Genomic DNA, 22,737 nt, shown 5'->3' with positions numbered 1-22,737 from the left:
TTGCTTCACAGAAGCATTCATCATTTTTTTGAAATACGGTGCAATTGTGGGCACACCGTCAATTCCGGTATTACCATACCATCTCTGGCAGCCAGCACCGTGCGTACTGCCTCAGCGACATCTTCCGGCAGGAGTGATGCCTGCAGATCTTCTGCTGCTGTAAAGTCCGCATTTCGGTACAGCTTTGTCTGTGTCATATCCGGGTGGATCACAGTTACCTTGACTCCATATTTTCTTGCCTCGTCAAATAAACTTCTGGAAAAAGCCGTAAGTCCGGCTTTTGTAGCACCGTAAGCGCAACCGTGCGGACTGTTTTTTAATGCGGTGACTGAGGAGATCTGCAATAAATATCCTTTTGATTTCTTCAGATCACGGAGTAACAAATTACTAAGAAGCAGCGGCAGTTCCAGATTTGTTCGCACCATCTGCTTGATCTTTGCAGCATTTAACTCCTCATGCAGTCCATAATAACCAATCCCTGCATTATTGATCAAGATATAAATTTCATATTGCTTACGGATCTGCTTGATATGCCGTTCTAACTCCTCGGTATCCAACAGGTCACAAACGACCGGATGAAAAGATACTTCTGCCGTAAACTCTCTGCCAAATCCAAAAACTTCATATCCTAACGAAACAAGCATTTCTGCAATCGCTTTTCCAATGCCGGAAGAAGCTCCGGTTACAATTGCAGCTTTCTTTTGATTACCATTCATTACTTTTATCCCTTTCTATGTCTGGTATTCTTTTTCTCCTGTCAATACCTTTTGATTATAACAACATCTTCAATCAATGCACATAGCATTCAATTCCCACTTGTCCCATATTTAGGACATGGTAATTTCGTATACTTTTGCCTCATTGGTCAGCGGATCTCTCTGACTGTAGTCATATAATAAATATCCACCGCACATCTTTGGATAGTATTCCAAATGCAGATCTGTCCGATTAGCCAGTATTTTTTCAATTTGTCCTGCCTGTTCCTGTTTTAGATGCTGCGCTCTCCATCGCGGATCTCTGATCTGTTTTAACCGTTGCTTTGTTTCTGTGTCATCACAAGCCCAATCCGGTCTTTTCTTACTGTTTTCCGTCAAATACAGATCGTGCAGTAAATATTCGGACAGAAGTTCCTCTTCAAACTTCGCACAAACTGTGTCTTTCCGCACTGATCTTTTAGGATCACTTTCGCTGATATTTTCCGGTTCAGCTGTCATATTCCGTTGTAGACCGTCCGACACAAATGCTCGTAATGCATCATATCGAAACAGTCTCGTATGCTTATATCCCATCCACTCCCTCTGTCGGTAATACCGGGATAATTGCAAATAAAACGAAAACGTGTCTTCGCGTCCTGCAAGAAGATACTCCAACGTATGCATGAATTGTCCGCTATTATAGTATACCTCGACCATTTCTTCTACATCTTTGAGCAAAGAACGTTCTTCATAAGAAAGCCATTTTGTTGCAAGCACCTCATAAGGTGGCTCGCTGGTCGAAATGATCCCGTAATCCTCTTTCTTTTCTTCCATATAGGAACCCTTAAGCACCTTCAAAAAACCAAGCTGCAACTGATCCGGGCGCATTGCATATACATCATTAAAGCTCTGCTGAAACTGTGCAAATGTCTCAAACGGCAACCCTGCAATAAGATCCAGATGTTGATGAATATTATGCATCTTTTTGACTCTCGCCACACACTCTGCCACTTTGCCTACGTCCATGACACGACGTATCTCTGTGATCGTATCCGGATAAGTAGATTGAATACCGATCTCTAACTGGATCAATCCTTTACGCATCTGTGCAAACAACGCAAAATCTTCTTCTCGAAGCAGGTCTGCTGCCACTTCAAAATGAAAATTGGTGATCCCATTATCATGCTCTAATAAATATTTCCATATCTCATAGGCATGTTCATGATTGCAATTAAATGTCCTGTCCACAAATTTGACCTGATCCACCTTATGGTCTAAGAAAAACTGCAACTCCGGAAATACCAAAGACAAACTGCGAAGCCGTACTCTTTTGTCGATAGAAGACAGACAGTAACTACAGCGAAATGGGCATCCCCTGCTTGTCTCATAGTACAGGATCTTATGTGCAAACCGATCCAAATTGTGATAAACAAAAGGGATCTTATCCATCGGAAGGTACTCACGAATACCGTTGTCACAGATTTCCCCCGTATTCTCTCGATAACAGATGCCAACGATATTCTCTAATCGTTCTTTATCTAACAAATGCTTTTGCAATAGCTGTGCAAAGGTTTCCTCTCCTTCACCAACGATCACTAATTCTACATAAGATAATTCCCGAAGCAATTGTTTTGCATCATAAGAAGCTTCCGGACCACCAAACCAGATCTGTACCTGCGGATCTATTTTATGTAATTCTTCCGCTAATGCCTTGACATAAGTAATATTCCAAATATAGCAGGAAAAAGCGACTACATCTGCTTTGTGTTCATAAATATCCCGAAGGATCTCTTCCTGCTGCTGATTGATCGTATATTCTGCCAGCTCTACTTCTACCGGTATGTTCTCCGTATAGGCTTTCAAGTCATATACTGCCAGATTCGAATGAATATATTTGGCATTGACCGCCACTAATAACACTTTCATTCATTGGCTCCTTTCTTTGTATCTATCATGTGGATCCATTCGGACATTGTTTCTCGGACTGTCTGTCCTAAATCGCGGACAGCCATTTGTGGATCGAATGCTCCTTCTTGTTCTGTAACTGCATAAACCCGATCAAATAATCCACTTTCTGTGCACTGCTCGATCCCATCACCAAAACAGCCTGCATAAGCAATGACCGGAACAGCATATTTCTTCGCTAGTCTGGCAACCCCAGCCGGAGTTTTCCCCATTAAAGTCTGAGCATCCATTCTGCCCTCGCCCGTGATCACCAGATCAGCAGTACGCACCGCTTCTTCCAGATGAATTTCCTGCAGCACAATATCAATCCCATGCACCAGCTCTGCGTGCAAAAAATATGCAAAAGCATAGCCAAGTCCTCCGGCTGCTCCCGCCCCCGCCATCCAGCGATCATAGTCTTTTGCAAAGAGATCTGCAAACCTTGTGATTGCCTGTTCCATCCTCTGTACCATTTGCAGGTCAGCACCTTTTTGTGGTGCAAAGACAGTACTGCAGCCCTCGTCTCCTACGAGAGGATTATTAACATCGCAGATCACCTTGATATCTACATCTTTTAGTTTTTTCAGAATACCTGTTGTGTCCATTGCGGCAATGTTTTCTATCCCCTCTGCACCATATGATACTTCTTGGTCATTTATATCTGTAAAGCTCGCTCCAAGTGCTTGTAACATTCCAATACCAACATCGTTTGTTGCACTTCCGCCAATTCCTACGATCAGTTTTTTGCATCCCTTACGCACTGCATCCAATATCATTTCTCCGACCCCATACGTTGTCGTTTTAAGTGGATTTCTCTGTGATACTGGTACTAACGTAAGTCCTGCCGCCTGTGCCATTTCTAGGATAGCCGTTTTTTCTTCTCCTGTCCCGAAAATGGTATACTTTGCTTGTACTTTTTCGCCGAGTGGTCCGGTTACCGTAATGCATTGAAGTAAAACCGCCGCCCTTCCAAACGATAATGCCTCTGTTGTGCCTTCTCCACCATCTGCCACCGGATAAACTGTCACCCGACTTGGAGTCTGTTCTTTTATTGCTGTCGCGATCGCATCTCCAGCCTCATAAGAAGTCATACTTCCTTTGAAGGAATCTGTTGCGATAATAATATTATAATTTGTCTGATTCATCGAATCCTCCATATTTTAGCCAAATATCAACTATCATGACTTTATGTGTAATAAAGATATGATGCATACTCTTCAGTATAGAAGATGCCCTGTGTTCTGTAAAGAGGTTCTCTTAGCTCCCCGCTCCCTGGGGGAATGAAGATACCCGCAAAATTCTCTCGATCCTCAAAAAGAAAAAGGTTCACGTCACCTTTTTTATGACGGGAGGCTGGATCGAACAATACCCCGATGATGTCAAGGCAATCGCTGCCGCCGGTCATGAACTTGGCAACCACAGTGAAAATCACAAGCAAATGTCAACTCTTTCCTCAGAAGAATGTAAGAAGGAACTTATGACTCCGCATGAAAAAGTCAAGAAACTCACTGGTATTGACATGAAAGTATTTCGTCCCCCATATGGGGATTACAATGATACTCTCATCACAACCGTCCGAGAATGTGGCTACTCACCCATCCAGTGGGATGTAGACAGTTTGGATTGGAAGGATTACGGCGTAGATTCTATTCTTCATACCGTTTTAGATCATAAGCATCTCGGAAACGGTTCCATCATTCTCTGTCATAACGGTGCTAAATATACTGCCGAGGCTTTGGAACAGTTGATCGATGGCCTACAGTCCAAAGGCTTTACTTTGGTTAAAATGTCGGATCTGATCTACAAAGATCACTATGATATCAATCCCGAGGGCCGCCAGCAACACATCAAATAGCCAAAAAAAGTGTGGTAATTATATGGGTGGATTGCTATGTATGGCAGTCCACCTTTTTAATAATCTTCAGGAAACTAATCTGATTTTCAAGTAATGTAACAATTATTTATAGAAATTGTAACACAAATGCACTTGTTTACATTTCAAAAAAATGATATAAGTTATCTGTAACTTTAGTGTTACAGAAGTTCAACACAAACACATTGTAACATGAGGGGCATTGCTTTATGAGCGCACGCGGTCGATCAACGGATCACATGTATACTTACTGCGCGGCGCTCAGATTGGAGGCATCTCATATTAGAGATTGGAGGACACTTATGAAAAAACTAATCGCAATCACGTTAACAGCAGCACTTGCTCTAACCGGATCCTTTACTGCATCTTTGACAAAGACAGCAGATGCTGCTGCATATACGACGAAAACAAACACACAATACACCGACACATATACAGACACCGCTGTAACAAAGTCTTTTGCGAAAAGCAAAACCAAAAAAGTTTCCAAAAAGACAAAGACCAAACATATTACCGTTGCGAAATTAAATGGCACGACCTTAAAGTATCACAAGTCCACTATGAATACGAATCTTAAGGGCAACAGTGACTGGGAATGGGAAAATATAGTCGGTTATGGCAAAAAACAGTCGATCAAAGTTGCCAAAAATTGCAAATACTATATACTTGGAAACGATATACACACCGTCAAAAAGACCACAAAAAAGAAATTCCAAAAACGCCTATACAGTTATAAGCGTTATAAAGAAAATGGTGTTATTTGGTATTGGGGAACCGCTGCTAAGATCACGATCAAAAACGGTAAAGTCATAAAAATGGTACAAGAATACCAGGCATAGTAGAACAATTTTCTAATAATATGCCACAAGAAAGAGCACTCTCTAAATATGATGGCGATGTTACGCTAACAATAGAAATTTTCCATTAAATACGGGAGTGTCCCAAAGTTTGTGTAAACCTTCAAACTGATGTAAGATAACATTACTCAGTTTGAAGGTTTTTATTCAATCACGCCAGTCTGCATCTGATTCCCATTTACATTCCGTAATCTGCATATTTGAAAATGTTGCCTTATACGAGCCTTCTGTCGGGCTGCATGCATATATTCCATAAGTAATTTTTTCTGCACCTTCCCACATATGGAAAATACGCATTTGTCTGAAATTTATGCCATCCTCACTGCATTCAATACAGTAGTCACTGTCCCTTCGTGAAAAACGATACCACATACTTTTAATATCAGAGGATATGTCTGTTGTTGCCCAGTCAGAATATCCATGATTGGTTACAACGCTTCCCAATCGCTGTATTTTTTCATTCTCATATTCTATAGATGCCTTAAACCAATTATCACTATTTAAATACATAGCCACACCACACTGGTCAAAACGACAGGTACTCTCGAATTCTGTTTTAACAATAAAAGAAAAGTACTTGTCCGTTGTTTCAACTTGAAATACTGGAGCATTATCATTTTGAAAACCATAATAAGTGCGTGCCCATAAGTCGGTACCCCTTTCTGTAAGAATTACAACTTTATCCTCACTAATTTGTACCTGCTTTGGTTGACGTATCCATTTAGGATTGTTTTTCAAAAATTCCATCTTTTTTCTCACTTTCTTTTTTATTTTAATAAGCAGCTATATTTAGTGCCTACTTTTCACTGTATTATAATTAGTAATTTTCTTTTGTCTTCTGCAAAGAATGACTCCTATAAGTAACAACATTGGAAAAATAATTCCTGCCAAAATTCCCATCTTTAGGTTATCCCCAAAAGCTCCTGATACCATTCCAACCAATGTAGGACCTCCTGAACAACCTATATCTCCACCTAATGCCAGCAATGCAAACATGGCTGTTCCCCCTTTGGGCAAAGCTGCTGATGCCTTGCTGAAAGTTCCAGGCCACATGATTCCCACTGAAAGCCCACAGACAGCGCAGGCAATCAGATTTAATAGCGGAATCGAGAATAATGAAATCCCTAAATAGGATAAAATACATAAAAAACTACTATAAATCATAAAGTGTTCCAAATTGATGCGGTCACCATACTTACCATAAAACAATCTTGATATTCCCATTAGAACCGCAAATGCCATCGGCCCTGCTAAGTCGCCGGCTGCCTTTGAAATTCCAAGACCTTTTTCTGCAAAAGCAGAGGCCCATTGACTTACTGCTTGCTCACTTGCTCCTGCACATATCATCATAATCAACAAAATCCAAAAAATTTTCATCCGAAACAATTCCTTTAATCCAAGTCCGGTATCTCCATCCTCAAGCAATGATGCAATGGGAACCTTTGAAAAAACAAAAGCATTTCCAATTGGAATAACCGCCCAAATAATGGCTAATATTTTCCAGTTATCTATACCGACTACATAAAAGAACACTGTTGATATGAGTACAACTCCGGCGTGTCCCCAGCAATAAAAAGAATGCAACAGGCTCATTGCTTTTTCCTTATTGTCGGATGGGCAAGCCTCAACAACCGGACTGACTAGGACTTCCAAAAGTCCACCACCTACCGCATAGATCATTACAGCAATCAATATTCCAATAAAGGAAACTGGTAAAATCTCCGGTAAAACTGTAAGAAGGAATAATCCTGCCGCTGCTAAAACATGAGCTATAATCATTGCTATCCGATATCCTATTTTATCAACTAATCTGACAGAAAGAAAATCAACCAGTAGTTGTATCCCAAAATTAAAAGTCACTAACAATGTAATTTGGGAAATTGGAATGTGATAGCATTTCTGAAAAAACAAAAAAAGCAGTGGTGCAAAATTATTAACGATAGCTTGTACAATATAACCTACCAAACAGGCTGTAATTGTCTTATTATATTGGCTTTTCATTTTGTCCTCCTCTAACAAATGTAATTATATCGTAAATTTTATATCTAGTCATTGTATAAAATCATATATTTATGGTACAATATAACAAATTTTATTATTTATGGAGAAACATACCATGGAGACTTTTAAGATAATTACAGATGAAACACTACGAGAAACCATCCAGCATGGCAGCAATCGTTATCCATTTGCATACTATCCTGATAATATTTGGAAATTTGACTTCCATCGCATTGACTGGCATTGGCATCATGAATTAGAATTTCTTTATGTTGCTGAAGGTACCGCGCTCTGCCTTATAGGGACAAGTAAAATAGAACTACATAAAGGTTGCGGCATATTTATCAATAGTGGTGTCCTGCATCGTTTTGAAGCACAAAGCAGTACATTTGCACCTAATATTGTTTTTTCGCCAACTCTATTAGCACCCGAAAACAGCCTCATTTACGAAAAATATATTCTTCCTGTGATAAGTTCGTCTGTTCCATATCAAGTTTTCAGTCCATCCAACACATTTGGAAAACAGATGCTACAACTTTTGTCGCAAATTTGTACTATTCAGGAAACTAAGCCAGATAATGAATTATGTACTATACAGCTTTTATTTCAGCTTTGGAACATTTTGCAAAAAAATATGGACTGGACTTCTGATTCTAACAGTATTCATCGATTAAATCACAAACAAGCAAGATTACAAGCTATGATGCAGTATATTCATGATCACTACATGGAAGAGATTACATTGGAGACGATTGCGGCATCGGCATCTATCAGCAAAAGTGGAGCTTTACACATTTTTCAAACCGGCATCCACTGTTCTCCGGTAGCATATCTAATTCAATACAGACTAGCACAGGCTGCTGAACAACTTTATATCACTCAAAAATTGGTTTCTTCCATTGCAGAAGAAACCGGATTTACAAGTTCCGGCTATTTCTGCCGGAAGTTTAGACAATATTATCATATGAGTCCAAATGAATACAGAAAGAAGAAAACAGAGAAAATTTCTTAATTTCTACTTTCTGTAATCATACAATATTTGGAGATGATGTTGTTTTTCGTTATATTATCTGTATCAATTATGCTGACAATATACTTTTTATACATCATATTTACAATGTTCAGAAGATAAATACAGGTTTAGGGCGTCCCCTAAACCTGTATTATATTACCATATTTTTTGTAATGATCCGGTATGGAATCCGTAATAATCTGTGCATCACTATAGGCAGCAAATGTCACAGAACTGACTTCATCAAATTTTGCACGATCTGCTAAGACATAAGCCTTCGCACATTGACGAAGCGCGGTCTTTTTAACTAGCGCTTCGCTGCCATCCGGCGTTGTATAACCCTGTCTTCTGCTCAATCCGTTCGTTCCAAAAAATCCAACAGTGAAATGATACTCCTGAAGTGATAACACCGCCTGTGCACCAACAACCGCTTCCGTTGTACCACGAAGTTCTCCGCCAACCAACAGCACACGATATCCGGCTACTGCCAGCTTTCTGGCATGACTTACTGCATTGGTAACAAAGGTTGCACTGGTCTCCAGCGGATACTCCAACATATATCCGGTTGTCGTTCCTGCATCCAAATACACAAAGTCATGTGGCTTTATCATCGCTGCTGCGTAACCGGCGATGAGCCTTTTTTCCCGCTCATTGACCTGCAATTTCTGGGGAACGGACAACTCTATTCCATTGGAAACATTATCCGGCGCAACCGCACCACCAAATACTTTGGTTAATTTTCCTTCTTGTGCCAATGCATTCAGATCACGCCGAATCGTTGACTCTGATATTCCAAGTCTATCTTTGATCTCAGCTACCGTCACACTGCGTTTTTCACGTAAAAGTTCTAATATGATATTGTATCTTTCTTCTGTAAGCATTATCGCTGCCTCCTGGTTTACTCACATCCACATTCACTCTCGCGGACTATCTTGCGAATTGGCAAAATTCTTCCCGGAGATACCGACAACTCATCGATTCCCATTTGCAAAAATTGTTCTGTCAATTCTAAATCTGCACCAAGCTCACCACAGATACCGGCCCAAATGCCCTCAGCATGTGCATTCTGAGCAACCATATGGATCATTTTCAAAACTGCAGGATGATGTGCATCATAAAAATCATCCAGCTTCGGATTTTGTCGGTCAATCGCAAGTGTATACTGGGTCAGATCATTGGTTCCGATACTGAAGAAATCGACTTCTTTCGCAAGTTCTCTACTGATCATAACAGCTGCCGGCGTTTCAATCATAATGCCTTGCGCAACCTCGCCAAATTCAATATTCTGTGCTCGAAGTTCCTCTTTAACCTCTTCCACAATCTTTTTGATCTGCTTTACTTCCCACACACTGGTGATCATTGGATACATTATAGATATATTACCAAATGCGCTGGCGCGATACAAGGCACGAAGTTGTGTTTTGAACACTTCCGGTCTGGTCAGACAGATTCGGATCGCACGATAACCAAGCGCCGGATTGTCTTCCGGATCCATGTTAAAATAATCACACTGCTTGTCCGCACCAATATCTAATGTACGGATAATTACCTGCTTACCAGCCATTGTCTCAGCAACCATCTTGTATACCATAAACTGTTCGTTTTCCGTCGGATAATCTTCTTTTTCCAAGTATAAAAACTCACTGCGGAATAAGCCAATTCCCTCGGCATCATTTTGCAATACCATCGCAAGATCCTTGCTGTTGCCAATGTTAGCATACAACTTGATCTTTTTGCCATCCTTTGTAATGGTTTCTTTGCCTTTAAGCTGCTGTAAAAGCTGCTTCTTTTCCTCCGCCTGCTCCTTCTTTTCCTGCATCTGTGCAAGCACGTCTTCACTTGGATCAATATAAACCGTTCCGTTATCACCATCAACAATGGCAAATTTGCCCTCCAATTCTGCATCTAACGGCATATCCACACCGATCAGTGCCGGAATGCTCATCGTTCTAGCCAAAATTGCTGTATGCGAATTGACGGATCCCTGCGTTGTTACAAAGGAGAGCACCTTGTCTTTGTCCATCTGTACCGTCTCAGAAGGTGCCAGATCGACTGCCATTACAATCACCGGTTCGTCTGCATCCATCTGCTGTCTGCTCGCACCATTCAAAACAGAAACCAGACGTTCGGAAATATCTTTAACATCTGCTGCCCTTCCACGCATGTATTCATCATCCATAGATGCAAACATCTGGGCAAAGTTATCACCGGTTGATGCTACGGCATACTCTGCATTTACAGACTGACTATCAATAATATTTTCAACCGATTCTGTAAAATCTTCGTCTTCCAGCATCATCTGATGCATCTCAAAAATTGCTGCATTGGCTTCTCCAACTTCTTTAAGTGCCTTATCATACAATCCCTGCAATTCCGTAATTGCTGTCTGAACCGCCTCGCGATAACGCTTTTTTTCTGCCTCTGTATCCTGTACTTTGATACGTTTTACCTGCTGTTGTCCTTTACTAAAAATGTGAATCCGTCCAATTGCAACGCCGCCAAATACACTTTTGCCTTGATATTGTTCCACAACGCACCCTCCTCTCGCAACTGAACGATGACTACATATTTTCTTCCAAGAATGCACTTACCTTGGTATATGCTGCATCTTCATCTTCTCCATCAAATGTAACAACAACTTCCTGTTCCTTCTTGACAGCAAGACCCATCAAGCCAAAGATCTTTTTACAGTCTGCCGTTTTTCCATCCTTCATCAATGTGATCTTACATGCAAATTCTTTGCAAACTTTAACGAGTTCTCCTGCCGGACGTGCGTGAATTCCTTCCGGGTCTGTGATCGTATACTTAAATTCCTTCATGATAATCCTCCATTCTGCACACTGTTACTGTTAGGACGAATATGCGCCAAGTGTGCTAAGACGCATATCCGCCATTTCTTCATGAGATACTTATTATTAAATATATCGTGTTTCAAGTTCTTATACTTTATATCGCTCAAGCCACTTTCTTCTTTAAGATTCCCAAGAGCAATGCAGAAATCACTGTTCCGATCACCAAAGCTACGAGGTACATCCAAGCATGTCCCACTACCGGGAATACGAAGATTCCACCATGTGGTGCCATCAGCGTACACTTGAACGCCATACTGATTCCGCCTGCCACAGCACTTCCGATGATGCAGGAAGGAAGTACACGAAGTGGATCCGATGCGGCAAATGGAATGGCACCTTCTGTAATAAAAGCCAGTCCCATAATAAAGTTTGTAGGTCCTGCTTCTCTTTCCTCTTTCGTAAATTTATCCTTGAAGAGTAACGTTGCTAACGCAATTGCACAAGGCGGTGTCATACCACCGATCATTACGGCTGCCATAATATCGTAGTTACCTGCTGCGATTGCCGCAGTACCGAAAACATAGGCTGCCTTGTTGAATGGACCACCCATGTCGATCGCCATCATTCCACCAAGTACCAGGCCAAGCAGGATACGGCTGGAATCTCCCATTCCTTTCAAACCACTATTTAATGCTGTATTGATCGTACCCATGACCGGCTCAACAACGAAGTTCATTGCTAATCCAGTCACCAAAATACCAACAACCGGATAGATCAATACCGGTGCAAGTTTTTCCAATGCTTCCGGCATCTTTTCGCAAACTACGCGCAGCGCCTTGATCACGTAACCTGCCAAAAATCCTGCGGCTAACGCTCCCAAAAATCCGCTGGTTCCATTGTGTGCCATCATTCCACCGACGAATCCCAGTGCTAATGCCGGTCTGTCTCCGATCGCCATGGCGATAAATCCTGCTAATACCGGAAGCATCAAGCCAAAGGCAATATCACCAATTCCCTTTAATGTTGCAGCAACCGGTGTGATCGTACCAAAATTTCCACGATCCGCAACAGATAAGGAATTCATATCGACTGACAAACCATCGATCAGAAATGCTAATGCTATAAGAATACCGCCTCCAACGACAAATGGAAGCATATGTGATACACCATTCATAAGTTGTGTATAGATCTGATGTCCAATACTGCCACCGGATTTTGCATTCTCGCTGCGGGCCGGAGCATTTGCTGCATGATATAGCGGAGCATCTCCAGACGTTGCTCTCTCGATCAACTGATCTGCCTTGTTAATTCCATCTGAAACCTGACATTCTATCACACGCTTACCATCAAAACGCTCCATTGGCACCTGTGCATCTGCTGCTACAATAATACAGTCCGCATCGTCAATTTCCTGCTGTGTCAACACATTCTTAGCACCACCGGATCCGCGTGTCTCGATCTTAATGGCAATCCCTGCTGCTTTTGCTGCTTTCTCCAAGCCTTCAGCCGCCATATACGTATGTGCGATTCCTGTCGGACAGGAAGTAACGGCCAACACCTTTGCTGCCTGAGCTGTCTCTAACCTTTCATCAATGTCCGGTTTCTCATCGTCTGCCTTGTCGATAATGTTCAAAAACTCATCGACTGTCTTAGCATTGCGGAGTGATTCTGAAAAATCCTCATCCATCATAAGCACTGATAATTTGCTAAGTACATCCAAATGGACATTGTCCTCTGTGTTTGGTGCTGCGATCAAAAATAGTAACGTTACCGGTTCGCCGTCCAAAGAATCAAAATCAACACCATCCTTGACTACCATTGCTGCAAGTCCCGGCTTTGTAACTGCATCGCATTTACCATGTGGAATCGCAATGCCCTCACCAATTCCGGTCGTGCTCTCCTCTTCACGAAGAAAAACCTGCTTGCGGTAAGCTTCAATATCATTGATCTTACCACTTTTGCCCATAAGTGACACAATCTGATTCAATGCCTCTGTCTTGTCCGCTGGCGAAGCATCCAGACAAATGCTGTTTTTGTCTAATAAATCTGTAATTCTCATATGATCACCTTTCCTTCCCATACATTATAAATAATGCACTGCGGTTTTTTCATATTCCGTTTCAATTTCCTGTCTTGTTGCCAAATTTTCAGAGCAAGCGCTGGCACCTCCACTGGCAAGGCCCATACGGAATGCATGTTCGTAATCTCTCTTCTGCATCCAGCCAGCCATAAAGCCTGCAACCATGGAATCTCCCGCTCCCACAGTGTTTTTGACTACGCCCTTAGAGGATTCTCCTGCAATGATCTGCCCATTCTCTGCAATAAGAACTGCCCCTTTACCACCCATAGAAACTAATACATTTTTAGCTCCACGTTCCTGTAGCTTCTTTGCATATGGAATAACATCACTCCACTCTGACAATGTTACCCCAAAGATCTCACCCAATTCATGATGATTCGGTTTGATCAAAAACGGATGATATTCTAATACATTTAGCAGCAAATCTTTAGTGGCATCAACTGCGATTGTCATATTTTTATCAGACAAACGTTTCAAGATCTGCTGATAAATATCATCCGGCATCGAGCTTGGAATACTTCCTGCCAAAACAAGCACATCATCTGTATTGAGCTGATCAAGTTTACCCATCAGCTGATCAATCTGCTGTTGTCCGATATCCGGTCCTTGTCCATTGATCTCTGTTCCATCAATGTTCTTTAATTTCAGATTGATACGTGATATACCATGCTCAAGTTTGATGAAATCCGACTGAACTCCTGCCTGTTCCAACATTCGCACAATCTCGTCTCCTGTAAAACCGGCCATGAATCCCAGTGCTATGTTCGCAATCCCGAGATTTCCAAGGACAATAGAAACATTAATTCCTTTGCCACCCGGCAACATCAGTTCGGATGCAGTGCGATTGGTCATTCCCAGTTCAAAATCGTTCACCGACACAATGTAATCCACTGATGGATTAAATGTTACTGTATATACCATACAACTTCCTTTCCGCTGTCTTCAGCTATTTATTTTCTTCTTTGCCTGATCGATCATTTGCTTTATGATAATTTTATTATAACCGCATACTCTTTCATAATCAATCATAATCAATCACAAATCTTCATACTGTTTTTTGTGCAGATTGCACAATACTACTCTTATTTTTTTCATTCTTCTAGATATTTCGTGTGTTTTATGCCGGTTTTGCCATATTAGCAAAATAATTCGAACCATTATTCATTCTATTTCACTCATACTCGTTCATTATCGGTCATTATTTTCATGATGGTTAGTTTGCTTCTGTAATCTCTCTTTATTATAAGAGCTGAGAGTACGATTTAGAGCTGAAAGGTTGCGTTAATACAAAAAGACAACCTCTATTTACCATAAAGGTTGTCTTCTTATTATTTCTTTTTATCCAAAAAATATGACTGCCAAGCATGATGTTGGTTTGGCATATTCTGATAATACGATACTGCCGTTCGGCTGCTCGCTCTGGAATTACCAATCTCTTGGCGCTGTTTCAACAGATACCGTTGAAACACTTCCCGATTTCTGCGTTCCAACCCCTCGATCTTAACACCGCAATCAGTAATGACACGGATCAAATTCTGCATTTCCAAGATTGCACTGCGATAACTCTGCTTATCTTGCTCAAGATATGGGCTGACTTTGTGATATACACTATCAAACCCTTTATCCAGAATATTGATTTCTCCCAGCGCTTTTTCTTTCTGTGCCATTAATTGTTCAAAAACATCTATGTCCATGTTTTCCTGTTGCAAAACTTCGCTTTGTTGTTGCGTCAATGTAAACAGTTCTTCCATGATCCGTTGTTTCTTTTGCAGCGATTCCTGCAACGCGGATAAATATACTGTTGCCGTCTCCATCAATACTCTCCTACTTCACTATGCCGTTACTCTATATAACCTTGTGCTCAGAAAGCAATGCCTCTGACATCTGTTCTGCACTATCGATCATACCACATTATTAATACGCATTACCTCTTTCCACGTCTCACGCATTGTCTTAATATGGTGCAGCGCATCTTCTAACACTGCTTTGTCTTTTTTGACATTAGCCTCAACCAAGCGACGGTAAATATAATCATAGACGACCTCAAAATCCTTCGCCACCGGATACTTCATATCAAGCGTTGAACGAAACTCTACAATAATATTTTGAACTTTAATAATATTATTATTCGCTTTCTCAATATCGCCTTTATCGATTGCCTCAATCGCCATATTAGCGAACTTGATCGCACCATCATACAACATCAATGTCAACTTAGCCGGTGATGCCGTCTGAATCGCATTACGCTGATACTGCATTGCTGCCTTGTTATATGTTGCCATTCCTCTTATCTACCTCCATGTATTAGTTGCTGCCAAGATAACTTGACAAGGATGACTGCTGTGAATTCAAGCTTGCCAATGCTTTTTCCATCGCTGAAAACTGTTTATAATAATGGTCTTCCATCGTCTGCAATTTTGTTTCCCAACTCTTAATATCTTTCTTATATTGAGTCATCTGCTTTGTCATTTCCTTATCGTTATAGAACGTCAAAGCACTGCTCATCGTTGTCGATTTCATCTTTTCATTTAATGCATCATACAAGTTGTTGGTAAGCCCTGCCATCACTTCTGCCACAACGTCCGGATCTTCTTTCAAAAGATCCTGCAGCGTATTCGTTGAATCAGAGTAAACCGAATCATCCTCATCTCCTTTAATATGAAGCTGACCATACTCTTTATAATCTGTTCCTGTAGTAATACCAAGATTTGCCAAAGAATACTTCTTCCCGTTCGAAGCAGTGATCGATTTACCGGTAATACTTCTCATCGTTGTAATAAGTCCATCAAGAGTGCTGTCACGACGAAGCAAAGAATCCTTAATCTTTGTATTCCATTTCTCTACCTCTTCATCAGACATCGCATCCTTCTGATCATCAGTCAACACATCATAGTTTCTCGCCGATTTCGCATTATACAATGTATTCATTTCTTTCAGAATCGAATTATACTGTGTCACAAACTCTTTGATCGAATCGTATACCGCATCGGTATCATCAGAAACGGTAATAGACACTTCTCCGTCTGTCACATCCATAAGATCTAAGGATAAGCCATTTACATTCAAAGAAGTCTTGGAACTCGTCAATGTTGCACCATTTACCTGTACTACAGAATCTGCCGCTGCAACAACAACCATGCCGACACCGGAAGCAGATTCCTGCACTGCCGAACCGTCAATCGTATCCAAACCAATCTTCTGCAGTTCTGCTGAGGATCCCGTCTCGACCCCGGCCCCTTTTGCCATAGCTGCTGCATAGTCAGTTACTGCATCAGTGATCGTCTGTTTACGGGTTTCTTCTGACTGGATCGTAATCTCATCATTACTGAGACCATTGGTCAACGCCTCCGTAATCTTACTCTGATAATCGTCTCCGGCAATCTGACTATCCGCATTTTCCTGTATATATTGTTTTGCTAATGTGACTAGCTCTTCTTGTGTATGTGACGCATCATCTTTTTCTTCTAGCTTCCCGGCGTTGATCAATGCCTGTTTGGCATCGTCCGTTATCACATTATTGCCATTTTCATCTTTTTTGAAATATTTTGTTTCCAATTCTGTAACAATCTGGTTACGGTAATATCCGGTCACCTCAGATTTTGCCTGTGCATCCGATACTTCCATCAGAGAGGCAACTGCCGAATCAATCTTATCCGAAGATGTGTCATTTTGTATACTATCTAATACGTCCAGCACACTATTCTTCTGTGCTGCTGTCAAACTATCATATTTTACGGCATTGTTGACAGTCTGTTGCGCATTTAACTGCTCCTGCGTAAATGCCATCATCTTGATCTCAAACTTTTGATCTAAACCACTATCCTTTGCACCGATGAAGAATCTGCCCTGCCCCTCATCAAAAGATGCATTTAAGCCTGCCGATTTCAAATTATCAACAAAATCACTAATCGTAGTATCTGCATTTACCGTCATGCTGACTGTCTGATCTGCCGTCTTGATCTGAATCTGCTTCGTGCCATCAGCCGTCATGCCAAGATCAGAAAGTTTTGTGGAAGAAGTAACCTTGTTTGTAATCTTCTCACCCTGATCATTAGTAGTCTCATAAGAAGAAATCTTGGCACTTGTAACATACTGTGCCGCTGCAAGACTCTTCACATTGACGCGATAGGTACCTTTTGTCGCACTGCTATTTGCAGATACTGTCACTTTCGTTGAATCGGAAGATGTTGCTTTCTTCGTCTGATAATTAGACTGAAAACGAAGCTTACCGGCATAATCTTTATAAAAGCTATACATTTTCGTATTCAGACCGGACCAAATCTCCTGTTTCCACTCTAATTTCTGCTTCTTAGACTCTATCTTGGTCTTCTTAGCTTGCTGTGTCTCCATCAAAGACTTTACAATCGATTCCGTATCCAAACCGGAAATCATACCTGACATTCTAATCGCCATAATATCCTCACCTTTCTAAGTGCCTATATATCGCCGACATAACCGCACTATGTAATTATTTACATTCTGATTTTTACCATTAGCGCTTTTCATCCACGATCAAACCAGCCAACTCCCACATCTTCTGAAGCATTTCCAAAGACTCTTCCGGCGGCACTTCGCGAATCAGCTTATCGCTTGTTTTATCAAACACTTTGATCGACACTCGCTTGGTTGCCTCATCATACGAGTACTCGCATCGGGTACTCACCATGCGATTATTTGCACTGGAAACCGCAGAATCTATTGTACTCTTAGCAGGATCCTTCCCATCAAATGGCATTCCCTGCTTTGCATCAGACTCCTGTCCACTTGTCTGCCCTGTTGTCTGTCCTGTAACATTACTTGGTGCTGCCGTTGTCTTCTGTACGGCAACCGCCTTACCTGCATCTACACGGGTTACATCCGGCGATGCACTTTCCGTAGTCCTGTTTACTCCACTTATAACATCCATATCCATTTTCTTACACCTCCGTGTGCTATACTCTGCAAGTCCCTTAAGCGTCTTGGCACATCCTGTACCCGCTTTCTATATAATATATCGGATTTTCCGAAAATAAATTAACCGTTCGGCATGTTATTTCTGAAACAATCCTTTCAGTGCTTCTACATCCACGGCACTTCCTGCCTGTTTATTCTCTTCCTGAATCTGTACATACAATTCTTTGCGATAGATCGGCACGGATTTAGGAGCTTTCACACCCAGTTTAATCTGATCGCCTTTAATCTCCAACACTGTGATCTCTATATCATTTCCAATCATAATGGATTCATTTACTTTTCTTGCTAACGCCAGCATAATTTTGTCTCCTCTCCATGTATTACTGCAAAATAAAGTGTTTCACCTCATAATCTGTATTTTCAGCAACGATCTGCACGCCCTTACGCGTTCCCGCATTAATGATCAATGGCGCCTTTTTGTTTACCGATGTGCGTTTCACATCTGCCGGTACCGTTGCCAACAAAAATACAACCAGATCATCTTCCTTGATCTCGCCAACAGGCTCTAATAATGCATCCTCAACGATCGGATTGTACTGTTCATCTACCCGCTGTGGATTTACGATTGGAAATGCCAGTCCCGGCTCCGTTGTTGACTGCAACCATGAGAAAAACGGCGGTTCCTCCCCATCGATATCGTAAAGGATCGTGTAATCCTTGTATTCTTCAAAACCAAACAGCCCCTTATCAAAATGTACGATCTTTTCATCGCCGATTTCTACTTCCCCAAAATATCTTGTTTGAATCTTCATCTGTGCATCCTCCTCGTTGATAATCAGTAAGGTGCCAAACTCTTTTGACACCTTACATTTATTTGCTGATCCTGCTGCCTGAAACCTCCCTGCAGGAATTGCCATGTTCTATTCTAGATATAATCTAACAATGAATTACCCAATATTTTTGCCGTAGCCGATAATGATGCCTGATACAGATTGTCTGCCTGTGTCAAGCCGATCACAGCATCTGCGATATCCATATCTTCGTTGTTCGATAATTTTTCCTCCGTATCTGTCTTTTCATCCGAAAGACGATCCTGTGTCATCTGCAAGCGATTGTACTTGGCTCCAAGTTCAGCTACCGCAACATTTAAGGTTGCCTCACATTTGTTCACCATAGTAAGACCGCGTCCAAAGGCTTCATTCATGATACTGACGCGAAGCTGCTGCTCATTTTCCAACGATGTTTTTAAGGTACCTAACGATGCAATTTCATCTTGATCAGACGTATTTGCTATCTTCTTCTCTACATCTGCAATACGGTTTTCTACATCCGTCACATCGCCGATCACACGCTCAATATAATCTAAGCAACGATAAATTTCTGTATCAAACGCATCTTTTGCCTGCGTATTTACTGTCAATGTCTGACTGAAATTGACCTCATAATTAATATTTTGATCACTTGGATCTGCAAAGTAAGTGTTCTTCATGGATACTGTATCGTAGCGATCACACTTAAAATACATCTCCGGGCGAATATCACTTTTTTCGAATTTATTCTTGGTATAATCAATTGAAAAATCAGCCTCTTTCTCCTGAATCGTACCATACAAAGTCTTACCTAGCGCAATTTCTCCGGCATCATATATATATAGTGCTTCATAATTAGTGCCGTTCACCTGATTGTACCGGTCAATGTCGTAAGCATACGCATCATTTTGAGACACCACACCAACTTTACCATTATCTACCGAATACTCTTCTGTCGTATTTCCATAGGTGAGTGACATACGAAATACATTGTTTCCGCCTGTGATCGGCTGATTGGAACAATTGTTGTAAGATAACTGTATGCGATAACCGGTGTTCACCTTTGCCTCTAACTTAGCATACTCTTCCTGCGTCATGCCATCCTGATATTTAATATCAGACTCTACATTACGGATCGTATCAATATCTGTCGATTTAAATTTCTCCGTAATCTCATATTCTAATGTATCACTGGAGTTCGGGAACAACAGCGATGTGTCCGTGCGATACCCGGTAAACATATATCGTCCGGCGTAGTCCGCATTTGCATTATCCTCAAAGATTGCTGTTGCGTACTGTCTAAGCTGTGTCAGTATCGCTGTTCTCTCTTTTGATTCCGGATAACTGTTAGCACCTTGGCTAAAATATCCTTCCATATCCGTAAACGTAGAGCTTACCTTTTTCATCGCTCCCTCTGTCGTATCCATCCAATCCATGGCATCCTGCACATTTTTTTCAACATATTGTGTCAACTGTGCCATTGTTGTGCGAAATTTCAGCGAACGGGATGCGATCGTCGGATCCTCTGACGGACGTTGAATCTTCTTCATCGTCGTGTACTGCTCTTCTGCCGTCAACATTTTATTCTTTGCATTTGATATATGCACCTGTGATCTGTTTGAAATCATTGAATTTGTTACTCGCATAGGTATTCCCTCCATTTACTGATCATCCATTATACTGCAGTGCCATTGATCAATTTATCCAATGCTTCGTTCATTACGGACAAAACACGGTATTGATAATGTAACAGATTTTGATAGATTACCAAATTCTGGCCCTCTTCATCTTCATCTACACCGGAAATCGAAGTTCTTCGATGATCCACTGCATCCAAAATGTTCTGTGCATTTTCTGTAGCTGCCGTCACACGTGCTGAATCTACACCAAGTACTGCAGTGCATAATACATTCAGGAAAGATCCCGGATCACCCTGCTTAAACATGGAATTATCGGTCTGCAGTGCCAACATTTTTGTGAGATTTTTGGACTCTTCCCATCCGGTCAGACCCTCTGTATTTTCTGCAGAGCAGGCCAACATTCTGCCGTTTTTAACAATATCGTCATTGGCATGAAAATTAAGGATCGACATATTGTAATAACTGCATACTGCATTCTCATCCGTATTACCCAACTCTGATGAATGAAACGAGAATATGTTGTTGTCATCATCCGGAATGAACACTTTTTCTACAATATTGCCATTTTTATCTTTCAGATTATAGTAGTTCGCTTCTCCTGCAACAGTTTCAAACTGATAACCATCTGCCCGATAAGCCTGCTGCTTGTTAGAATCAAACACTTTACAGCCGTTATAATAGTAAAATGTATCTTCCGCATTATACAAAAATTCTGTCATCTGAAACTGTTGATTCGATGTCACGTTAGCCGCTACAAACAAATCCTTTCCAAGTTTGCCATCCAGATCATAGCCCTTATTTTGCAACATATTAAAGTTTGCAGAAAATGTTCTGACAAATTCATTAAGCTGCGTCATATAATACGGGATTCCACGGAATGCGATAGAATCTCCTGCCGATGCAAGCCTCTTTTCAGGATTCGGATCCTGCATAATATTTTGCAGACGTGTTACCCCGTCATCACTTAACTCCTCCTTCAAAACAAATGTATATGTATATGTACCATCTGCAGCTACTGTTGCAGAAAAGGATTCATATTCGTAATCCACATTACCGATCGTTAACACTCCATCCGATGCCGGCAGATCCAGCTTGGATAAATTCGATGCGTTGGCGCTGCTGTATTGATCACTCGTGATCGTTAATGTACTCTTACCGCCCTTTGCTGTATCATTCTTCTGCAATCCGGTCAGTGTTGCTTTGAAATTTTCCGCATTGTTGCCATCGCGCATCTCGATCAACCCCTGTAATTTGCCTCCAAGCGTTGTATTGTACATGTCAAATTCCTGACCATAACTCCACTCTAACCGATACAGATTAACAACATCATTCTGGCTTACCTTGTTCGTAGATCCCTCTGCATTGATCGTATTGTACCGTGTGGTATCGACCAAAATACCTCCACCCAGCGTCACAATAAACTGATTCGTTCCATTGCCATCTGCGGGTGCTTTTTCTGTCACATTGATGTCCGCTAATTCGGACAATTTGTCCAAAATAACCGCTCTCTGATCACGAAGATCATTTGCACGGTCGCCATACACTTCCAATGTATTGATCTGTTTATTTAAGGAAGCGATCTGTGCTGCATACGCATTGATCTGCTTTACCGTTGTCTCAATCTCTGTATTGACATCTACCTGCATATTCTGCAGCTTCACTGCCGCATCTCTGACATAATAAGACAGCGTATCCGCATATCCTGCCACCTGTGCACGGATCGTCTGATCCATAGAAGAGGTTGTCAAATATTTCAAAGAGGAAAAGAAGCTGTCTAAAGAATTCGTAATGCTTCCTTCCGAATCTTCTTTCGGATAGATACAATCCTCAATGCTGCTCAAATAAAAGGACTCTGTTGAATATTTACCTACTGTAGTATTGCTGATGCGGTACTTGGCATCATAATAATCATCGCGGCTGCTGAGAATCGCTGTGGCATCTACACCTGCACCCAGCATTCCGTAGCTGGTGCGCAGCGAAACAGCTTCCTTCGCCGACTGCTCTACTGTCTGTCTGCTGTATCCTTTCGTCTTTACATTGGATATATTATGTCCTGTCGTTGTCAATCCGGCATTATATGTCGACATGCCGGACACTGCTATATTCAATCCAAAAAAAGTTGATGGCATATTCCATTCCCC

General features: G+C 41.3%; 20 protein-coding genes and 1 pseudogene. 3 read left to right on the top strand and 18 right to left on the bottom strand.

Annotation, left to right across the window (positions count from 1 at the left end; genetic code table 11):
* Positions 1 to 20: 20 nt before the first annotated feature.
* From ACSAJE_RS13575 to ACSAJE_RS13565, 3 genes are all read right to left on the bottom strand, one after another.
* Positions 21 to 716, bottom strand: a complete 696-nt coding sequence (locus ACSAJE_RS13575; protein WP_458009370.1) for an SDR family oxidoreductase — start codon at positions 714 to 716, stop codon at positions 21 to 23.
* A gap of 111 nt (positions 717 to 827) precedes the next feature.
* Positions 828 to 2,621, bottom strand: a complete 1,794-nt coding sequence (locus ACSAJE_RS13570; protein WP_458009369.1) for a DUF4080 domain-containing protein — start codon at positions 2,619 to 2,621, stop codon at positions 828 to 830.
* Positions 2,618 to 3,784: a glycerate kinase family protein gene (locus ACSAJE_RS13565; RefSeq protein WP_458009368.1), complete on the bottom strand. Its 1,167-nt coding sequence runs from the start codon at positions 3,782 to 3,784 to the stop codon at positions 2,618 to 2,620. Before ACSAJE_RS13565 ends, ACSAJE_RS13570 begins: the two co-directional genes overlap by 4 nt.
* 122 nt (positions 3,785 to 3,906) lie before the next feature.
* On the opposite strand from ACSAJE_RS13565, the pseudogene ACSAJE_RS13560 reads away from it, so the two are divergent.
* Together ACSAJE_RS13560 and ACSAJE_RS13555 are read left to right on the top strand one after the other, a co-directional pair.
* Positions 3,907 to 4,494: pseudogene (locus tag ACSAJE_RS13560) on the top strand (polysaccharide deacetylase family protein); the annotation flags it as partial.
* Positions 4,495 to 4,814: 320 nt separating this feature from the next.
* A complete protein-coding gene (locus tag ACSAJE_RS13555) occupies positions 4,815 to 5,351 on the top strand; it encodes a hypothetical protein (RefSeq protein WP_458009367.1) in 537 nt (178 codons plus the stop codon).
* A gap of 165 nt (positions 5,352 to 5,516) precedes the next feature.
* Here ACSAJE_RS13555 and ACSAJE_RS13550 read toward each other — a convergent pair whose 3' ends face one another.
* Together ACSAJE_RS13550 and ACSAJE_RS13545 are read right to left on the bottom strand one after the other, a co-directional pair.
* Positions 5,517 to 6,116 carry a DUF1349 domain-containing protein gene (locus ACSAJE_RS13550; RefSeq protein WP_006856814.1) on the bottom strand — a complete coding sequence of 200 codons (600 nt, stop codon included), beginning with the start codon at positions 6,114 to 6,116 and terminating at the stop codon, positions 5,517 to 5,519.
* A gap of 42 nt (positions 6,117 to 6,158) precedes the next feature.
* Positions 6,159 to 7,370, bottom strand: coding sequence for an MFS transporter (locus ACSAJE_RS13545; RefSeq protein ID WP_458009366.1), 1,212 nt, complete (start codon positions 7,368 to 7,370; stop codon positions 6,159 to 6,161).
* 115 nt (positions 7,371 to 7,485) lie between these two features.
* Here ACSAJE_RS13545 and ACSAJE_RS13540 point away from each other — a divergent pair, with 115 nt between their 5' ends.
* Positions 7,486 to 8,382 carry a helix-turn-helix domain-containing protein gene (locus tag ACSAJE_RS13540; RefSeq protein ID WP_458009365.1) on the top strand — a complete coding sequence of 299 codons (897 nt, stop codon included), beginning with the start codon at positions 7,486 to 7,488 and terminating at the stop codon, positions 8,380 to 8,382.
* A 140-nt stretch (positions 8,383 to 8,522) separates the two neighbouring features.
* Here the strand turns inward: ACSAJE_RS13540 and ACSAJE_RS13535 are convergent, their stop codons facing one another.
* From ACSAJE_RS13535 to flgK, 13 genes are all read right to left on the bottom strand, one after another.
* Positions 8,523 to 9,263: a DeoR/GlpR family DNA-binding transcription regulator gene (locus tag ACSAJE_RS13535; protein ID WP_458009364.1), complete on the bottom strand. Its 741-nt coding sequence runs from the start codon at positions 9,261 to 9,263 to the stop codon at positions 8,523 to 8,525.
* 17 nt (positions 9,264 to 9,280) lie between these two features.
* Positions 9,281 to 10,912 carry a phosphoenolpyruvate--protein phosphotransferase gene (gene ptsP, locus ACSAJE_RS13530; protein WP_458009363.1) on the bottom strand — a complete coding sequence of 544 codons (1,632 nt, stop codon included), beginning with the start codon at positions 10,910 to 10,912 and terminating at the stop codon, positions 9,281 to 9,283.
* A gap of 31 nt (positions 10,913 to 10,943) precedes the next feature.
* Positions 10,944 to 11,201, bottom strand: a complete 258-nt coding sequence (locus ACSAJE_RS13525; protein WP_458009362.1) for an HPr family phosphocarrier protein — start codon at positions 11,199 to 11,201, stop codon at positions 10,944 to 10,946.
* Between the two features lie 136 nt (positions 11,202 to 11,337).
* A complete protein-coding gene (locus tag ACSAJE_RS13520) occupies positions 11,338 to 13,233 on the bottom strand; it encodes a PTS fructose transporter subunit IIABC (RefSeq protein WP_458009361.1) in 1,896 nt (631 codons plus the stop codon).
* 24 nt (positions 13,234 to 13,257) lie between these two features.
* Positions 13,258 to 14,175 carry a 1-phosphofructokinase gene (gene pfkB, locus ACSAJE_RS13515; protein WP_458009360.1) on the bottom strand — a complete coding sequence of 306 codons (918 nt, stop codon included), beginning with the start codon at positions 14,173 to 14,175 and terminating at the stop codon, positions 13,258 to 13,260.
* Positions 14,176 to 14,582: 407 nt separating this feature from the next.
* Positions 14,583 to 15,068, bottom strand: a complete 486-nt coding sequence (flgN, locus tag ACSAJE_RS13510) for a flagellar export chaperone FlgN (RefSeq protein WP_458009359.1) — start codon at positions 15,066 to 15,068, stop codon at positions 14,583 to 14,585.
* Positions 15,069 to 15,155: 87 nt separating this feature from the next.
* A complete protein-coding gene (gene fliS / locus ACSAJE_RS13505) occupies positions 15,156 to 15,536 on the bottom strand; it encodes a flagellar export chaperone FliS (protein WP_022025252.1) in 381 nt (126 codons plus the stop codon).
* A gap of 22 nt (positions 15,537 to 15,558) precedes the next feature.
* A complete protein-coding gene (gene fliD, locus ACSAJE_RS13500; protein ID WP_458009358.1) occupies positions 15,559 to 17,667 on the bottom strand; it encodes a flagellar filament capping protein FliD in 2,109 nt (702 codons plus the stop codon).
* Positions 17,668 to 17,746: 79 nt separating this feature from the next.
* Positions 17,747 to 18,166, bottom strand: coding sequence for a flagellar protein FlaG (locus ACSAJE_RS13495; protein WP_118690940.1), 420 nt, complete (start codon positions 18,164 to 18,166; stop codon positions 17,747 to 17,749).
* 117 nt (positions 18,167 to 18,283) lie between these two features.
* Positions 18,284 to 18,505: a carbon storage regulator CsrA gene (gene csrA / locus ACSAJE_RS13490; protein WP_118506730.1), complete on the bottom strand. Its 222-nt coding sequence runs from the start codon at positions 18,503 to 18,505 to the stop codon at positions 18,284 to 18,286.
* A gap of 22 nt (positions 18,506 to 18,527) precedes the next feature.
* The gene (fliW, locus tag ACSAJE_RS13485) at positions 18,528 to 18,959 is read right to left on the bottom strand and encodes a flagellar assembly protein FliW (protein WP_458009357.1); all 432 of its coding nucleotides are present in this window, start codon (positions 18,957 to 18,959) and stop codon (positions 18,528 to 18,530) included.
* A gap of 113 nt (positions 18,960 to 19,072) precedes the next feature.
* Positions 19,073 to 20,602 (bottom strand): flagellin N-terminal helical domain-containing protein, encoded by a 1,530-nt coding sequence (locus ACSAJE_RS13480; protein WP_458009356.1) that lies wholly within the window; start codon positions 20,600 to 20,602, stop codon positions 19,073 to 19,075.
* 29 nt (positions 20,603 to 20,631) lie between these two features.
* Positions 20,632 to 22,725 carry a flagellar hook-associated protein FlgK gene (gene flgK / locus ACSAJE_RS13475; RefSeq protein ID WP_458009355.1) on the bottom strand — a complete coding sequence of 698 codons (2,094 nt, stop codon included), beginning with the start codon at positions 22,723 to 22,725 and terminating at the stop codon, positions 20,632 to 20,634.
* Between the last annotated feature and the right edge of the window lie 12 nt (positions 22,726 to 22,737).

This window comes from Jutongia sp. SJQ-6, assembly GCF_054161275.1.
The sequence above is the reverse complement of the archived record's forward strand: the minus strand, read 5'-3'. Positions and strand labels throughout refer to the sequence as shown.

Coding starts and splice junctions, on each gene's coding strand:
- ACSAJE_RS13575 (WP_458009370.1), bottom strand. CDS start 716: ATGAATGGTAATCAAAAGAAAGCTGCAATTGTAACCGGAGCTTCTTCC.
- ACSAJE_RS13570 (WP_458009369.1), bottom strand. CDS start 2,621: ATGAAAGTGTTATTAGTGGCGGTCAATGCCAAATATATTCATTCGAAT.
- ACSAJE_RS13565 (WP_458009368.1), bottom strand. CDS start 3,784: ATGAATCAGACAAATTATAATATTATTATCGCAACAGATTCCTTCAAA.
- ACSAJE_RS13555 (WP_458009367.1), top strand. CDS start 4,815: ATGAAAAAACTAATCGCAATCACGTTAACAGCAGCACTTGCTCTAACC.
- ACSAJE_RS13550 (WP_006856814.1), bottom strand. CDS start 6,116: ATGGAATTTTTGAAAAACAATCCTAAATGGATACGTCAACCAAAGCAG.
- ACSAJE_RS13545 (WP_458009366.1), bottom strand. CDS start 7,370: ATGAAAAGCCAATATAATAAGACAATTACAGCCTGTTTGGTAGGTTAT.
- ACSAJE_RS13540 (WP_458009365.1), top strand. CDS start 7,486: ATGGAGACTTTTAAGATAATTACAGATGAAACACTACGAGAAACCATC.
- ACSAJE_RS13535 (WP_458009364.1), bottom strand. CDS start 9,263: ATGCTTACAGAAGAAAGATACAATATCATATTAGAACTTTTACGTGAA.
- ACSAJE_RS13525 (WP_458009362.1), bottom strand. CDS start 11,201: ATGAAGGAATTTAAGTATACGATCACAGACCCGGAAGGAATTCACGCA.
- ACSAJE_RS13520 (WP_458009361.1), bottom strand. CDS start 13,233: ATGAGAATTACAGATTTATTAGACAAAAACAGCATTTGTCTGGATGCT.
- pfkB (WP_458009360.1), bottom strand. CDS start 14,175: ATGGTATATACAGTAACATTTAATCCATCAGTGGATTACATTGTGTCG.
- flgN (WP_458009359.1), bottom strand. CDS start 15,068: ATGGAGACGGCAACAGTATATTTATCCGCGTTGCAGGAATCGCTGCAA.
- fliS (WP_022025252.1), bottom strand. CDS start 15,536: ATGGCAACATATAACAAGGCAGCAATGCAGTATCAGCGTAATGCGATT.
- fliD (WP_458009358.1), bottom strand. CDS start 17,667: ATGGCGATTAGAATGTCAGGTATGATTTCCGGTTTGGATACGGAATCG.
- ACSAJE_RS13495 (WP_118690940.1), bottom strand. CDS start 18,166: ATGGATATGGATGTTATAAGTGGAGTAAACAGGACTACGGAAAGTGCA.
- csrA (WP_118506730.1), bottom strand. CDS start 18,505: ATGCTGGCGTTAGCAAGAAAAGTAAATGAATCCATTATGATTGGAAAT.
- fliW (WP_458009357.1), bottom strand. CDS start 18,959: ATGAAGATTCAAACAAGATATTTTGGGGAAGTAGAAATCGGCGATGAA.
- ACSAJE_RS13480 (WP_458009356.1), bottom strand. CDS start 20,602: ATGCGAGTAACAAATTCAATGATTTCAAACAGATCACAGGTGCATATA.
- flgK (WP_458009355.1), bottom strand. CDS start 22,725: ATGCCATCAACTTTTTTTGGATTGAATATAGCAGTGTCCGGCATGTCG.